This window comes from Chlorobiota bacterium (assembly GCA_016700335.1).
Lineage (GTDB): Bacteria > Bacteroidota > Ignavibacteria > OLB7 > OLB7.
The window spans coordinates 841,264-856,084 of sequence record CP065014.1 but is presented as its reverse complement, the minus strand read 5'-3'; the positions used below and the strand labels follow the sequence as shown (position 1 = coordinate 856,084).

The window sequence follows — 14,821 nt, the reverse complement described above, 5'->3', positions numbered from 1 at the left end:
CTTTTGTATGTTTTGTTTTTAATCAGAATATTTTATTTATATATTGAAAGAGTTAATTGAGTTAAAGCAGAACAATAAAGATAATGCCAAATCTCTTTGGTGGTATTCTTGGAAAAGACTTAAAAGAAATAAACTTGCAATTGTCGGTTTAACTTTTGTTGCAGTATTTGTATTAATTGCCGTGTTCGCAAATTTTATTGCACCAATGGATCCTGATTTGCAAACTTTAGAATACTCCCTCAAACCTTCAGGATTTAGAGGAAATCTTTTAGCGATAAAATCACCTGCAAGTGAATATCAAGAAGAATTAGTTGCAATAGAATCTTTTGTTATAAAAGGAGATTCAGTATTTTGTAAAACAACTTCTGGTGAAGATAAAGTATTTCCAAAGTTATCATTAAATGGAAAAACTGAAAGTCAATGGCATCACACTCCGCTATATATTATGGGTACTGATAGGTATGGACGAGATGTTTTTAGTAGATTAATTTATGGAGCTAGAATATCCTTATCAGTTGGATTTATAGCAGAAGGGATCTCATTATTTATTGGTATAATATTAGGAGCATTAGCAGGTTATTTTAGGGGCTGGGTTGATGGGGTTGTAATGTGGATTACTAATGTGGTTTGGAGTTTTCCTTTTATACTTTTGGTTATTGCTTTTTCTTTAGTTCTTGGGCAAGGTTTTTGGCAAGCATTTGTTGCAATTGGAATTGCTAATTGGGTTGATGTTGCTCGAATTGTTAGAGGTCAGTTCTTCTCACTTCGTGAAACAGAATATGTTGAAGCTACAAGAGCTCTTGGCTTTAGTTCAACTCGAACAATTTTCAAACATATTTTACCAAACGCCTTAGGTCCTATTATTGTTATAGCCACAGCTGGTTTTGCTAGCACTATTATTGCTGAAGCATCTTTATCATATTTAGGATTAGGTGTTCAGCCGCCTATGGCTTCTTGGGGACAGATGATTCGAGATGGTCATGGTTATATAGTTGCAGGTACAAATTGGGGGCTCATGATATATCCTGCTGTTACAATTGCTCTTGCAGTTTTTGCTTTCAATGTTTTTGGTGATGGATTAAGAGATGCATTAGATCCAAAGTTAAAACGGTAATTTTATTAATCATTTATTTTAATTTATCGTTTATTTCAGTTACAAAATTTTTTTAAGTTTTGTATGTTAAAGTTGAATTCTTAGAGTTAATTAATTGAATCTTAATTATTAAACTATATTATAATGGGTTTACTAGAAGTTAAAAATCTTTGTACTTATTTCTATACAGATGATGGCACTGCAAGATCTGTAGATAATGTTAGTTTTGATGTTGATAGAGGAGAAACACTAGGCTTAGTGGGCGAATCTGGCTGTGGTAAGTCAGTAAGTGCTTTATCTATTATGCAACTTATTCCAAATCCCCCTGGATTAATTGTAAGTGGACAAATAATTTATAATGGAAAAGACTTAACAAAATATTCTGAGGAGGAAATGAGGTCAATTAGGGGGAATGAAATTTCAATGATTTTTCAAGAACCAATGACTTCACTTAACCCGGTTTTTACAGTTGGACATCAAATTGATGAAGCAGTAATTCTTCACCAAAAAGTCTCTAAAAATGAAGCAAAAAAACGTTCAATAGAGATGTTGAAACTTGTGGGGATTCCAGCACCTGAACAAAGATATTCAGATTATCCACATCAATTATCTGGTGGAATGCGTCAACGTGTAATGATTGCCATGGCATTATCTTGTAACCCACAATTGCTTATTGCTGATGAACCTACAACTGCATTAGATGTTACTGTTCAAGCTCAAATACTTGAACTTATAAAGAAACTTCAAAAAGAATTTGGTATGGCAATGATAATGATTACCCATGATTTAGGTGTTATAGCTGAAGTTTGTGATCGAGTTGCTGTAATGTATGCTGCTAAAGTAGTAGAATATTCTACAGTGGACGAAATTTTTTATAACCCAAGACATCCATATACTTTAGGGCTGCTCAATTCCTTGCCAAAAATAGGTCATATAAAAGATAAACTTGAAACTATTGAAGGTTCTGTTCCCTCAGCTACTAACTTCCCAATTGGATGCCACTTTTGCACAAGGTGTGAATATGCTGATCAAAAATGTATTGATGAAGAACCACCATTAGTTGAGATTAAAAATGGTCATTCTGTTGCATGTTGGCAAATCGATAATGTACCTATGAAGATTAATTAAAAATTTTCAGATGATAATTTTATGAACACTTATAAAAATATTTTTTGAACCAATTAATTTACTAATTATCTTTTTAAAATTTTATCAAAGTAGAAAATTTTATGTTAATTTTTTCACTTTCTAGTTATTTTATAATCTATGTTTAATAGTTTTTTGTCATTGAGTTTAATATTCATTATTACTTCTTCTTGTAGAAAAAATGAAAGCAATATCATAACTTCTAAAGGAAACCTTGGGAGTAATATAAATACACCTTATAATGAGTTTTTTCCTTGTATGATTGATTCACTAACCTTAGTTTATTCAAGTGACAAACCAATTCCAATTGTTAAAGGTTTAAGTAATCAATTAGCAAATAATAATATTCCACATTTGTACTTATCAATTTTTAGTGAAGCTGAATGGGAATTTTCATTAAGTTATCAACCTTCATTTAATGAAGATAATTTATTACAACAATTATTTTTTTCAAATTGTGATAATATATATTGCTTAGGTACTAAGTTAAAATTAAATACTAATTCATTAAGTAATTATCAATCTAATAAACAAAACTCTAAATTATTTTCAAATGAAAAAGATTGTGATCTTGTAATTATTAATAAGAATAATTTTAAAGAAATGTCACATGAAATTAACTCCCCCTACTGGGATTCACAAGTAACATTATCAAATGATTGTAAAAATATTTATTTCTCAAGTGACAGAGATAAAGGGTTTGGTGGAAGTGATATTTGGAGAGTCTTGATTGAAAACAATAAATTTTCAGAACCTGAAAATGTAAAATTTATAAATTCAGAATTTGATGAACTCTCTCCTTATTTTGATGATGTTAATGATAGACTATATTTTGCTCGGAAGGAACTTAACAGTGGATTAGATATTTACTATTATGATTTTGGGAAAAAGATAATTATTAAATTACCTCAACCTTATAACTCTGAAAAAGATGATTTTACTCCATATATTTTTGGTGGAAAAATGTATTTATCTTCAAATAGAGATGGCTCTTGTGGTGGATTTGATTTGTATTCTTTCGATAAACCTAAATAATTTTAATTTTGAATTATGAATTATGATATATAATTTATAAATTTTATATCAAAAAATTTTAACTATAAAGTTTTCTTATTTGAGGTATCAAATACTCTTCAAATGCTTTAGTTAAATCATATTCAGCATTCCACCCCCAATCTATTTTCGCAGCCGAATCGTCTATATCAGCACACCATGAATCAAGTATTTGCTGCCTTTGAAGATGAGTGTCAAATTCAATTTTACAATCATTAAAATATAATTTAATTAATTCGAAAATCTCAATTGCAGATGGAGCAAAAGAAGTAACGTTGTAAGCTGATAATGTTAAGTTTTCAGATTTTGCAGAATGAAGTTTTAATATTGCATTTATAGCATCAGGCATTACCATAAAAGGTATAGTTGTATCTGCCCTTGCAAAACATTTATAAGTTTCTCCTTTAGCAATTGAATGCAACATCTCAGGAGCATAATCGCTTGTTCCACCACTCGGAATTGTAAATGCACTAATCAGACCAGGAAATCTTAATGCTCGAAAATCTATTTTTCTAAGGTTAGGATTATTTTCAAGTAGTTTGTAATGTTTAGAATAATATCTTCCCAAATGTTCGCTAGCAAGCTTGTTTGCTCCATACATTGTAATTGGATTTAAGAATTCATTTTCATTTACTTTACCCTTTAACATTTTAATTTCAAGGCTTGGTATTCCATAAACTGCTATTGAACTTGGAAATATAAACTTGACTCTTTCTGAATGTTCATTTGATTCACTATTTGCTAATTCTAGTAAATTCAAAGTTCCCTGAACATTAACTTCATGAGCTAACAAAGGATTTCTTTCACCAGAAGTTGATAACAAAGCTGCTAAATGAATTACAGATCCAATATTAAAATCAACAGCAATTTTATTTAATAATTCTTTATCAAGAATATTTCCTTCAATTGTTGAAAGGCACTTATGGGTTAGGTTAACTGGGAGTGGCTTTAAATCCATTGCAACTATGTTTCTTGCTCCTTCTTGATAGAAACTTTCAACTAAACTATGCCCTATTTCTCCTCCTGCTCCAGTTATTAAGACTATAGATTCCTTGCTCAAAATGATTTTACATTAGTTAATTATAAATTTATAGCATTAAATTAAAATCTCTAAAAAGAAATTTTTCTAAAATTGATTTAAAGAGATTTTAGAGTTCTACAATGAATTGTGAAAAATTAAGTAAATCCATTTGCTCTATAAATATTTTATCTACTCTAGAAAATTTATTACCTAGTTCTAATTGTTCTTTAAATGAATTATGATTCTCGTTTGAACCAGTTGCAATAACAGCTACTGAACTATCCTCCAAATTTTTAACAGTTCCGTTTATATCAAAAGCATTTGCAATTTTTACTACAAAAGCTCTAAATCCAACTCCTTGAACTCTACCATAAATTAAATATTTTTTTGTTGATTTATACAAATTAAACTTAAAAATTTAATTCATTTAGAATCTCATCAAAAGCAATATTCTTCTGTTCCCATGTTTCCATATTCTTAACTAAAGCTAATGATGTTTCAATTTCATCTTCCCCAATAATAATAACATATTTACAATTCAATTTACTTGCTTCACGTAACTGAGCTTTCATAGATCTGTTCATCAAATCCATTTCAACCGATTTGTTTGAGAGCCTTATTTTATGAGCTAATCTAGAAGAAATTAATTGTGCTTTTTCTCCCAATGAAACAATATATACAAAACAATTATTTCCTTTTACATTTAATCCATTCTCTAATTTTGAAACTAATATTAATCTTTCCATTCCAAAACCGAATCCAGTTGCAGGAGTTTGATTCCCTCCAATTTCTGCAATCAAATTATCATACCTTCCTCCACCACCTAATGCATCTTGAGATCCTAATGATTTTGTTTGAAATTCAAAAACTGTTCTAGTATAATAATCTAGACCCCTTACTAATCTTTTATCTACAATATATTCAACTTCATTTTCATCTAACAAATTTTTTAATCTGTTAAAATGTTCCAATGATTCTTCATTTAAAAAATCTAAAATGCTTGGAGCATCAACACAAGCTATTGCATCATATTCATTTTTGGAATCTAAAATTCTTAACGGATTTGATTCAATTCTATTTTTACTATCTTCCGATAATTGACTTTTGATTGAATTAAAGTAATCTACAAGAGCTTCACGGTATCTTATTCTTTCTTCTTTATAACCTAATGAATTAATCCTTAATTTGAAATTATTTATACCTAATAATTTTAATAGATCGTAGCCAATACTTATTACTTCTGCGTCTGCTATTGCTGAATGCGAACCAATAAGCTCAACACCAAAAGTATGATATTGCCTGGTTCTACCTTTTTGTGGCTGTTCATATCTGAATGAAGCTCCAACATAATACCATTTTGTAATTAATTGTTGTTTTCCTATATCATGCTGTATAAAAGCACGAGCAACAGGAGCTGTAAGCTCTGGACGTATTGAAATAGACTCAGGTGGAGTACTTTTATCATTAAATGTGTACATCTCCTTTCCAACTGCATCAGAAGCATCTCCAACTCCTCTGATAAATAATTCTGTTCGCTCTAGTATTGGGGTTCGAATTTCACTAAAGCCATATAAATTCATTAAATTACTAATTATACTTTCAAGAGAATGCCACAATGAAATGTCATCTCCATAAATATCTGAAAACCCTTTTAGCGTTTTGTATATCATTAAAATTAGGAAGGAGTATTTTCAAAATATTTATCTTCTTCATTTCTTAATAATTCCAATATTTCTTCTTGAGTTGAAACAGCAACAACTTTTTCTCTAAATTCAACACTGTTCATTAATCTACTAATTCTACTAAGCATTTTTAAATGAGTACCAACTTGTGTTTCTTTAGCAACAAGCATAAACAAAATATTAACAGGTTGATTATCTAACGAATCAAATGCTATTGGAGATGCACAGGTAGCAAAAACAGCAGTAATATCATTTACACCATCTGTTTTGCCATGAGGAATTGCAAATCCATGACCAACTCCAGTGCTCATTAATTTTTCTCGTTCCAAGATAGCAGTTCTAACTTTATTGATATTTTCAACTTTGCTAGAATTTTCTAAAGAGTTAATCATAGTGTTCAGAGCAGCCTCCTTATTTTCAGCATTCAACTGAACTATAATGTTACTTAAATCTAAAATTTCTGTGATACGCATTATTTATTTTTAAAAAAGTTTGCTATATAAAAATACATTGTTCGATTTAAATTTAATAAATTTTATTTGTGATTAAATTTAAATATTCTACAATTATAGTTTATGTATTAAGTGTGAAGAAAAAGAAATTTTAACTATCGATTTTTTAACTTTTGATTTCAAGGCAATCCCTATTTTTGCGGTTCAAAATTACGTTTTTATATTTGTTCAAAGATGAAATAATTTTACTTTTATTTAATATTACAAAATTATTTTTTTATTATTTTTTTATTTAAACATTAATATCCATATGCCTTTAATCAATTCTATATCTGGGCTTAGAGGTACTATTCCAGATTCATTGACTCCTGAAATTGTTATTCAATATGCAAATGCTTTTGTAAAATTTACAGGTGTTGGAGGTACAATTGTTATTGGTCATGATGGCAGACCTAGCGGTGAATGGATTTGCAATATTCTTGAAGGTACTCTTCAGGCATTAGGTTCAAAAGTAATATCAATTGGTATGGCTCCAACTCCCACTGTTCAGTTAGCTACTGAAAAAAGTGATTCTGTGGGTGGGATTTCTGTTAGTGCTTCGCATAATCCAGCACAATGGAACGGACTCAAATTCTTAAATAGTGATGGCATTTTCTTGGATAAAGATGAATGCAATACTTTTTGGAGCTTTTTAGATTCAAATCTTGATTATGTAAATTTCAACGAATATAATAAATTGCTCGATGAAAAACATTGGACAACAAAACATATATTTGAAGCTCTTTCTTTAAATTTTGTTGATCTTGAATTAATTGAAAAGAGAAATTTTAAAGTTGTTGTTGATGCAGTTAATGCATCAGGTTCTTTTATTGTCCCGAAGCTATTGGAAACATGCGGCTGTGAAGTGATAAGGTTGTATTGTGAAGGTAATGGAGAATTCCCTCATACTCCAGAACCTATTTCTGAAAACTTAAATGAACTTTCAAAAGCTGTTATTAAAAACAATGCTAATTTTGGTATTGCTGTTGATCCTGATGCTGATAGATTAGTATTAATTGATGAAAATGGCGAACCAATTGGTGAAGAATATACCATTACAATTGCAATTGATTTTATATTAGCATATTATAAATCTCTTATGAAAAAGGATTTATCTTGTGCTATCAATTTATCCACAACCAGGGCTGTTGAAGATATTGCAAAAAGATATGGAGCTGTAGTTTATAGAACTCCTGTAGGTGAAATTAATGTTGCAAAAAAAATGAAAGAGGTTGGCTCTGTAATTGGTGGTGAAGGTTCTGGAGGCGTTATATTGCCTGAATTACATTTCGGTCGAGATTCAATTGCAGGGATTATAATTATTTTGAATGCACTTGCTCGCGATGGAAGAAGTTTAAGTAAATTACGTGAGAGTATGCCACATTATTTTATCTCTAAAAAGAAAATTACAGTAACTGATAAAAATAATTTAAGTGATATAATTATTAAAATCAAAGAAGTTGAAAATGATGGAGAAATTAATACTGATGATGGCTTAAGAATTGCTTTTAACAATTCTTGGGTTCATTTGAGAGGTTCAAATACTGAACCTATTATAAGGGTTATTGCTGAAGCACCAACCCCTGAAGCCGCTGAAAAACTTGCTTTAAAGTATGTTGATATGTTTTCTTAGCTCTTTTATTTATTTATAATTGTTTTGTAATTATTATTCTAATCTCCTAATTAAATACATTAATTTTTAATTTTTTGCTTTCTATAAGTTTATTTTAATATTAAATTTTTATTATTTCTAACTTCACATTTAATAAGTTTATAGGTCATAATTTAACTCGTAAAGCTCTTGTTTGCTTACTTGTTGACCCTTCAATTTCAGGAATCATGATTTCATCTGAAGTTGGTACTGGCAAATCTGAATTAATAAAATTATTTTCTTTATTTGTAAATAATTACATTAACAATTCAATTCCATTTATTAAAATCCCCACAAATGTTACTTATGAGAATTTAGAAAATTCAATCGATGTAAGTAGTTTTATAACATCAAAATCAGATTTAAAAGATAAGAATTTATTTGAAAGAGCAAATAGTGGATTCATAATTTTGGATAATCTTCATTTGTTAAATTCATCTATTACAAACTACATTATTAATTCAGCAATTCTAAAAGGAATTCCAATTCTTGGGAACACAATTCCAGATTCTGATATTAGTATTTCCTTAATTGATAAAGTTGCATTTTTGATACATGAAAAAAAACTTGTGGATATTGAATTAATAAAATTTTTAAAACTTTTTAATAGCTCTACTCAATATAATTTTGAAAACAAGTATAATGAAGTTGAAAGTATTGATCTATCTGAAAAAATACATTTGGCTCAATTACTACTTCATAAAATTAATGTTTTAGATAATGCTATAAATCAAATTATCGATTATGCAACTAAGCATTCAGTGATTGGTGAAAGAGCTTTAATATTTGCAACAAAAGCTGCTAGAGCACATTGTGCATTAAGAGGTTCAACTATTATTGAAAATATAGATATCCAATTTGCTATTGCAACAGTCCTTTCTCCAAGAGCAGAAAGAATTTCAGACGAGCACTCAAATGAGGATACTGAAAAATCTCCTAAAGACAATTGCAATGACAATGAAGAAGATAATTCAGAGGAGTTAAATAAAGATTCTAATAAAGAATCTGATAAAGAATCAAACAAATATTTAGAAGATGAATTAGATAATAATAATGTAAATGAAAAACCTCTGTATGAAAATTCAAACAATTTATTTGATGACAAACTAGAATCGAATGATGAAAGTAGTTTACAATTTAAAAGCACAGAAAATGGTAAGGATAATAATTTTGAAAATAGTTTAAATTTGATTAAAGAAGAATTATTTTCAAGTCTAAATTTTAATAATGAAATTAATTTATCTGATAATCTTTTTAATAAAGACAATAATATTATTACTGGAAATCATTCTGAAAAAACAAATTATAAAAGAGGAAGATTTGTAAGATCAATAAAACGAAACAATAGGGGAAATCAGATTTCAATACTTTCAACTATTATTCAAGCAATTCCATTTCAAAAGATCAGAGGTAGAAAAGATAATGAAAGATTGATATTGAAAATTGAAGATTTAAGAGTTAAGCAATTTATTTCCAAAAGTGGTACTTTATTTGTTTTTTGTGTAGATGCTTCTGGCTCAATGGCTCAAAACAGAATGAGAGAGACTAAAGGAGCAGTGATTAAATTATTACAATCAGCTTACATCAATCGTGATAAAGTTGCAATGGTTGTGTTTAGGAAAGACGAAGCTGAAATTGTATTGAACCAAACTGGTTCTATTGAAAAAGCAAAACGAGAACTTGAAATTCTACCAACTGGAGGAGGAACGCCGCTTGCTGATGGTTTGTATAAATCATTAGAAATTGCTCTAAAAGCTAAAAAAATTAATCTTCAATCTGTAATTATTATTTTAACTGATGGTCGTGCTAACATTCCTATGAACAAAGATATTGCAATGATGCTTAATAATGTAAGGCAGGATGCTGTTAGAAAGGAAATTATATTACTTGGTGATTCTTATAAAAAATATAATATTAAAAGTATGATTATTGATACTAGATCTGTTTACTCAACAAAATCTGAGGCTTTTCAAATTGCTAATTTGATTAATGCTCAATACTTTCATTTGCCAATTGTAACAACAGATGAAGTAGTTAAATTAGTTAGGAATGCACTGTAAAAAAATTAAGTTTCAACTTTAACTGTAAATTCACAACCACATTTAGTACATCTAAATATACCAGATATCCAATTAAAAGCCTCATAAATTTCGACTTCTACAACATCTCCTTTGCAATCAATTTTTATACATTTGTTAATGTCAATTTCGAAATCTCTTTTTAATTCACTCATAAATTTTTTTAATTTAATTCATTAACACAAGTAATTATTTTTTTCTAGTTAAAAGCATTTCTCCAAACTCGATCAATTCTTTAGTATTGTAAATAATTGGAATAGTTGACAAGCTTTCAATAGCAAGCTTAGTATATTTTTCAACTTCTAACTTGGTTTTTTCTATAATTGAATATTTTTCATATAAAGATCTCATCAAATAAACTTTACCCTCTGGCAAACCTTTATTATTAATAAATTCGCTAATTAACAGAGCATCATCTTTATCTAAATCTGTATTCATGGCTGTTACAGCCAAATATGTTTTTTTACCTTCAATTATATCACCACCAATTTTTTTTCCAAAAGTTTCATCTCCAACAACATCCAGTAAATCATCTTGAATTTGAAATGCCATACCAATATTTAATGCAAACGATTTTATGGATTGAATATTTAACAAATTATCGGTTGCAATTAAAGCACCCATTTCTGCAGAAACTTCAATTAGCCTTGCAGTTTTGTACTTTATCATATTCAAATACTCTTTAATTGAAGCAGTATTACTTTGTTCCATATCACGGTCAAGTGCTTGACCTTCGCATACATCTAATAAGCCTTGTGAGAATATTTTACAGAGTTGATTTAAGTTGTTAGATTTGGTTTGAAGAAGAATATTATATGCCATTCCCATCATTGTATCACCAGATAAAATCGCAGTTTCTCTATCCCATTTCTTGTGAATTGTTGGCAAACCTCGTCTGGTATCAGCGTTGTCCATTATATCATCATGAACCAAAGTAAAATTATGCAAAACTTCAATTGATGCTCCGGCAAACAATGCTGTATCTGGTCTTGAACCAAACACTTTTACAACTATCATAGTTAAGAGTGCACGAATTCTTTTCCCTTCACTATTTAAAATATATCTGATTGGATTATATAATGAATCAATCGATTTATTTATTGTAGTTTCATCTAAGAACTTATCTATTTGTTTACGATAATAAATTAATGATTCTTCGAGTGTCAAAAGTTGTAATAAATTTAAGAAATTAAAAAAAATAAATTAAGGAGTAAGCCTATTCATTGTTCTTGGAAATGGTATTGCTTCTCTTATATGGTCAAGACCACACACCCAAGCAACAACTCTTTCTAAACCCATTCCGAATCCTGAATGAGGGACCGAACCAAATCTACGCAAATCTAAATACCATTCAAATGCATCCATAGGAAGACCTTCATCTTTAATTCTTTGTTGAAGAAACTCAATATTTTCCTCGCGTTGAGAACCACCAATAATTTCTCCATAACCTTCTGGAGCTATAACATCCATAGCTTTAACAACTAATGGGTTATTATCATCTCTTTTCATATAGAATGCTTTTATCTCAGTTGGATAATGATGAATTATTACTGGTCTGTCAAAATCTTCTGCAACTAAGGTTTCATGCGGTGCTCCAAAATCATCACCCCATTTCACCATTTCCATTTCTTCTTGATCTGACTTTCTATTTAAGTTCCAATTTGGAATTTTAATTTTTAGAAGCTCTACAGATTCAGTATATGAAATTCTTGGGAATGGTGTAACAACTGATTCTAATTTTGTGGTATCACGCTCAAGTCTTTTTAATTCTTCTTGACAATCAGTTAAAACTGATGCAATAATATATGAAATATAATCTTCCGCTAAGCGCATATTCCCTTCTAAGTCAAGGAATGCAACCTCAGGTTCAATCATCCAAAACTCTGTTAAATGTCTGCGAGTTTTTGATTTTTCTGCTCTGAATGTAGGACCAAAAGTATATATTTTCCTTAATGACATTGCACCAGCTTCACCATAAAGCTGTCCAGTTTGAGCAAGGTAAGCATTTTCAAAATCAAAATATGGAGTGGAAAATAAATTTCCTGTACCCTCACCAGCATTTGCTGTAAGAATAGGTGAATCTAGAAGTGTGAATCCTCTTGAGTCAAAAAAATCTCGAATTGCTTTTACAATTCTATGCCTAATTCTGAGTACTGCATGTGGCTTTGCTGAACGTAAATGTAAATGTCTTCTATCAAAAAGAAATTCAATTCCATGCTCCTTTGGAGTAATTGGGTAATCAATTGCTTTATTTATTATTTCAAAATCTATACCTTCAATCTCAAATACATTCTCTTGCTTTGGATGCTGAACAACCTTGCCTTTAATATACAAACTTGTCTCCTGAGAAATTTCATCAACTCTATCAAAAGCATTATTTAATGCTGAATTTGTGAAAACACATTGCACATATCCAGTTCCATCTCGAAGTACAACGAACTTTACATTTTTGGAAATTCTTGAGTTATAACACCAACCTCCTAAAGAAACTTCTTCTCCAATATGATCTTTTAATTCAGATACTTCTGTTAAATCGCTAAGTTTAATTGACATAATTTTTATTGATAAATAATTTGAAAATAATACAGATGAATTTCAAATTATAATTTATTGTTACCATTGTTCAATTTTTAATAGATGCAAATTTAACTCTCTATTTTAAATAAAAGGAAATGAAGGTAAATAAATTAGAAATATAAATTATATTTTTGTTCTTACTTTTTCATAACAATATTTAAGTAAAGATTCTAAAACCAAAATAAAATTTGTTTATTGCCTGGATATAAAAACCATATTTCTTTTGCAGTTGTGTTTGCTCTTATTCTTATTGTAGGCTCTACAACTACTGCATATGCTAATTCAATGAGCTTGCCATTAAAATTAAGTACAGCTATTGGTGTTGTGTGGTTGGCTGTTTTATTTTCATTGTTCCCAGATATTGACATTAAAAGTAAAGGACAATTGCTTTTTTATAGACTCTTTTTTGTATTAGATTTAATTCTTATTATTCTAGAAATGAATAAAGAAGCTGCACTACTCGGATTTTTAACTTTGCTTCCAATTGTTAGCCGTCATAGAAGTTGGACTCATTCAGTTTTTGCAATGATTTTAATTCCATTACCAATTCTTCTTTTACCAATGTACTATGCAAAAAATTACCATAATCTTGAAGGGCTACCCTTTTACTTAGGTTCAGTTGCTGGTTACTTTAGCCATTTGGTTGCTGATGGAATGATTATTAAAAAATCTAATTGAAATTTAAACTATATACAAATTATTTATATTTTATATTGTATAAAATCTTCTAATTTAATTTTAAATAATTAATATTTTTATAAAAAGTTAGATAACTGTTTTTGAATTTCTAACAATTCAATTTAATTATAAAATTAATTATATGAATAGTGTTTATATCTTTAAAGAGTTAAACAAACCAAGTTTTTTTCAACAACTATTTAATAAAAAACTTCCTCAAAATTTTGTTTTAGAAATAAACAATCTATTATCTCAAAATCAAATTTTGGAAGTAACTCAAGCAGACATTTCTGAAATTGCAAATAATTATGGAAGTAATATTTTAGGAAATAGTTTTACTGGTTTATTAGATTTATATTCAGTCTATTTCAAACATTGTTTAATTGATAAAGCTCTATCTGAAAACGAATTGATTGAATTAAAACACTTAAAGGAAATTTTATCAATTCCTAACAAAGATATTCTTGAATTACAAAATAATTATATAAGTGAAATTTATAAGAATAGTTTTAAAGAAATTATTTCTGATGGAAAAATAGAAGAATCTGAACAAGAATTTTTAAACAATTTACAGAAAGATTTACTTCTTTCTGAAGAATTTGAAATTGAAATATCCACTCAAGTTAGAAGACAATTTGTAAAAGATTTATTATTCAATTCCCTTACTGATGAAAGATTATCACCTACCGAAGAAGAACAACTAAATGCAATTTCTAAGAACTTAAATGTAAATCTTGATATTAATAATAAATCAAAATCCGATTTGGATAGATTTAAATTTTATTGGGTTATTGAAAATGGAGATATTCCTGAAATAGATGTTAATATCAATTTAGTGAAAAAAGAAAAATGTTTTTTTCAAACAAATTGTGATTGGTTTGAATTGAAAACTGTAACCCAAAGAATCAATTATAAGGGTACAACTGCAAATATTAAAATAATGAAAGGCGTTAGATATAGAATTGGATCAATTAAACCTCAAATAGTTTCCAGTGAACTTTTAATGAAAATTGATTCTGGAACATTGTATCTAACAAACCAAAGAATAATTTTTGTGGGTGAATTAAAAAATATGAATATTAAACTTCAAAAAATATTGTCTTTTACTCCTTTTTCAGATGGAATTGAAATTTCAAAAGATTCTGGTAGAAGCCCAGTAATTAAGTTTAAAAATAACATAGATATTTTTTCTTTAATGATGTCTAGATTGCTTAACAATTGAAATGAATTGTTAATTTACATAGGAATTTGTTAACTGGGAAAAATGTCAGAATCAGGATTTACAAGATTAAAGGATAAACAGGATTTTAATATACAGAATAATAAGAATAATCAAATTTATAATCTAAAA

At 28.6% G+C, this 14,821-nt stretch carries 14 protein-coding genes; 7 read left to right on the top strand and 7 right to left on the bottom strand.

The features are described from left to right. Nucleotides 1-55 precede the first annotated feature (55 nt). The 3 genes from IPP08_03580 (at nt 56) to IPP08_03570 (ending at nt 3,274) form a co-directional block, all read left to right on the top strand. The gene (locus IPP08_03580; GenBank protein QQS67828.1) at nt 56-1,114 is read left to right on the top strand and encodes an ABC transporter permease; all 1,059 of its coding nucleotides are present in this window, start codon (nt 56-58) and stop codon (nt 1,112-1,114) included. 120 nt (nt 1,115-1,234) lie between these two features. Beyond that, nucleotides 1,235-2,221, top strand: coding sequence for an ABC transporter ATP-binding protein (locus tag IPP08_03575; GenBank protein ID QQS67827.1), 987 nt, complete (start codon nt 1,235-1,237; stop codon nt 2,219-2,221). Between the two features lie 159 nt (nt 2,222-2,380). Next, nucleotides 2,381-3,274, top strand: a complete 894-nt coding sequence (locus IPP08_03570) for a PD40 domain-containing protein (GenBank protein QQS67261.1) — start codon at nt 2,381-2,383, stop codon at nt 3,272-3,274. A gap of 58 nt (nt 3,275-3,332) precedes the next feature. Here the strand turns inward: IPP08_03570 and IPP08_03565 are convergent, their stop codons facing one another. The 4 genes from IPP08_03565 to IPP08_03550 all read right to left on the bottom strand — a co-directional run bounded on the left by IPP08_03565 (nt 3,333) and on the right by IPP08_03550 (nt 6,468). After that, nucleotides 3,333-4,352: an NAD-dependent epimerase/dehydratase family protein gene (locus tag IPP08_03565; protein QQS67260.1), complete on the bottom strand. Its 1,020-nt coding sequence runs from the start codon at nt 4,350-4,352 to the stop codon at nt 3,333-3,335. A gap of 88 nt (nt 4,353-4,440) precedes the next feature. Further along, nucleotides 4,441-4,716, bottom strand: a complete 276-nt coding sequence (locus IPP08_03560) for an acylphosphatase (GenBank protein ID QQS67259.1) — start codon at nt 4,714-4,716, stop codon at nt 4,441-4,443. A 7-nt stretch (nt 4,717-4,723) separates the two neighbouring features. Then, nucleotides 4,724-5,983 carry a histidine--tRNA ligase gene (locus tag IPP08_03555; protein QQS67258.1) on the bottom strand — a complete coding sequence of 420 codons (1,260 nt, stop codon included), beginning with the start codon at nt 5,981-5,983 and terminating at the stop codon, nt 4,724-4,726. Between the two features lie 5 nt (nt 5,984-5,988). Continuing rightward, entirely contained in the window at nt 5,989-6,468 is a 480-nt protein-coding gene (locus IPP08_03550) for a PTS sugar transporter subunit IIA (protein QQS67257.1), read from the bottom strand. A 289-nt stretch (nt 6,469-6,757) separates the two neighbouring features. Between IPP08_03550 and glmM the strand changes: the two genes are divergently transcribed. Then, entirely contained in the window at nt 6,758-8,119 is a 1,362-nt protein-coding gene (gene glmM / locus IPP08_03545) for a phosphoglucosamine mutase (GenBank protein ID QQS67256.1), read from the top strand. A gap of 206 nt (nt 8,120-8,325) precedes the next feature. After that, entirely contained in the window at nt 8,326-10,197 is a 1,872-nt protein-coding gene (locus IPP08_03540; protein QQS67255.1) for a VWA domain-containing protein, read from the top strand. Nucleotides 10,198-10,202: 5 nt separating this feature from the next. Here the strand turns inward: IPP08_03540 and IPP08_03535 are convergent, their stop codons facing one another. Genes IPP08_03535 through asnS form a run of 3 tightly spaced genes read right to left on the bottom strand, consistent with a single transcriptional unit; the run spans nt 10,203 to nt 12,768 of the window. After that, the gene (locus IPP08_03535; protein QQS67254.1) at nt 10,203-10,370 is read right to left on the bottom strand and encodes a hypothetical protein; all 168 of its coding nucleotides are present in this window, start codon (nt 10,368-10,370) and stop codon (nt 10,203-10,205) included. Nucleotides 10,371-10,404: 34 nt separating this feature from the next. Next, complete coding sequence (locus IPP08_03530; protein ID QQS67253.1) at nt 10,405-11,382, bottom strand: polyprenyl synthetase family protein; 978 nt, start codon at nt 11,380-11,382, stop codon at nt 10,405-10,407. A 36-nt stretch (nt 11,383-11,418) separates the two neighbouring features. Then, nucleotides 11,419-12,768, bottom strand: a complete 1,350-nt coding sequence (asnS, locus tag IPP08_03525) for an asparagine--tRNA ligase (GenBank protein QQS67252.1) — start codon at nt 12,766-12,768, stop codon at nt 11,419-11,421. A 219-nt stretch (nt 12,769-12,987) separates the two neighbouring features. Here asnS and IPP08_03520 point away from each other — a divergent pair, with 219 nt between their 5' ends. After that, a complete protein-coding gene (locus IPP08_03520) occupies nt 12,988-13,470 on the top strand; it encodes a metal-dependent hydrolase (protein QQS67251.1) in 483 nt (160 codons plus the stop codon). A gap of 142 nt (nt 13,471-13,612) precedes the next feature. Next, nucleotides 13,613-14,692: a hypothetical protein gene (locus IPP08_03515; GenBank protein QQS67250.1), complete on the top strand. Its 1,080-nt coding sequence runs from the start codon at nt 13,613-13,615 to the stop codon at nt 14,690-14,692. Nucleotides 14,693-14,821 lie beyond the last annotated feature (129 nt).